Below are 1,582 nucleotides of genomic sequence, written 5' to 3' on the forward strand. Positions count from 1 at the left end.
GTTGGTTCTTGGTGACTCCATCGGGTGTCTTGTGGTCTGGGGGGTTGTTGCGGTAGGCTCCCCCCGCCGCCCTGCGGCGCGGCGCGCCGGCCGACGCCGCCCGGTACCTGCGCCGGGCGCTGCTGGAGTGCGCGGCCGACGGCCCGGAGCGGGCGGCGCTGCTGGTCGAGCTGGCGATGGCCGAGCGCGGCACCGATCCGGCCACCGCGGTGCGCCACCTGGTGCAGGCGGTGCCGCGGCTGCCCGGTGCCGTCGAGCGGGCCGCCGCGCTGGCCGGGCTGGCGCCCTCGATGCTCTGCCCGACCGTGCTCGGCTCCGGCACCCGGCAGGCGGCCGAGCTGCTGCACCGGGCCGCCGCCGAACTGGCCGCCCTGCCGACGTCCCCGGACCACGACGGCGAGCTGTCGCTGCGGCTGGCCGCCCTGCTGCACTACGCCGACAGCGGCACCCCGCACGGCCTGCGCACCGCGCTCACCCGGCTGGCCGAGCTGGGCCCGCAGCCCCTGGTGAGCACCCCGGGCGAACGGGCGCTGCTCTGCGCCCTGCTGCACGCCGCCACCCTGGGCAGCGCCCGCCCGGCGGCCGAGATCGCCGAGCTGACCGCGCTGGTGCTGGACCGGGAGCCGGCCCTGCCCTGGCACGTGCACTCGCTGCTGCCGCTGGCCACCGTCGCGCTGGTGGCCGCGGACGCCGCCGAGCCGCTGGTGGGCTGGTTGGAGACGGCCCGGGCGCACGCCGAGGACCGGGCCGCGGCCGCCGAGAGCGCGCTGATCGAGGCCGAACGGACCCTGGTGCTGCTCTCGCTGGGCCGCGTCACCGAGGCCGGGCAGGCGCTGGGCGCGGCCCTGGCGCCGGTCGGGCGCGGCCAGCAGCCGACCGGCCTGTCGGTGCTGGCGCTGGCGGCCCTGGCTCTGGAGACCCGGGACCCGGCCCTGCTGCGCCGGGTGCCGCCGCAGCCCGAGCCGGTCGCCTGCTCCGGGCCGGCCGCCGCCGGCCGGCTGCTGGACGGGCTGCGCGCGGCCTGTGCCGGGGACCGGGAGGTGGCCCTGGAGCGGTTCCTGAGCTGCGGGGAGGAGCTGGAGCGGGTCGGCTGGCGCAATCCGGTGCTCTTTCCCTGGAGACCCTGGGCGGCGGTCCTGCACCAGAAACTGGGCAACCCGAGCGCGGCCGTGCAGTTGGCCGAGGAGGAGTACGCGCGCTGCACCCAGTGGGGTGCGGCGAGTGCGGTGGGCCGGGCGCTACGGCTGCGCGGCCTGCTGGCCGAGGGTCCGCACGGGCTGGCGCTGCTGCGCGAGGCGGTCGCGGTGCTGGAGCAGTCGGGGCACCGGCTGGAGCTGGCCAGGACGCTGCTGCTGCTGGGCCGCCGGTTGCAGGCCGCCGGGCTGCGGGAGGGGGCCGACCTGGGCCGGCGCGGGCGTCGGCTGGCCCTCGACTGCGGTGCCCCCTGGCTGGCCGACCGCCCCACCGCACCGCGCAGCCCCGCACCACCGGCCACCGGTGCGGTGCCGGCCGCCGGCGCGCCGGCGGGCGCGGGACGGGGAGGGATGAACCCAACCAAGCAGCGGGGGGTCCGGTTGGTCGC

The 1,582-nt window shown here is 79.1% G+C and carries 1 pseudogene; it reads left to right on the forward strand.

The features are described 5' to 3' along the window. Positions 1-176: 176 nt before the first annotated feature. A pseudogene (locus ACQRUO_RS39365) lies at positions 177-1,582 on the forward strand (LuxR family transcriptional regulator); the annotation flags it as partial.

The organism is Kitasatospora sp. LaBMicrA B282, from assembly GCF_050325825.1.
Lineage (GTDB): Bacteria > Actinomycetota > Actinomycetes > Streptomycetales > Streptomycetaceae > Kitasatospora.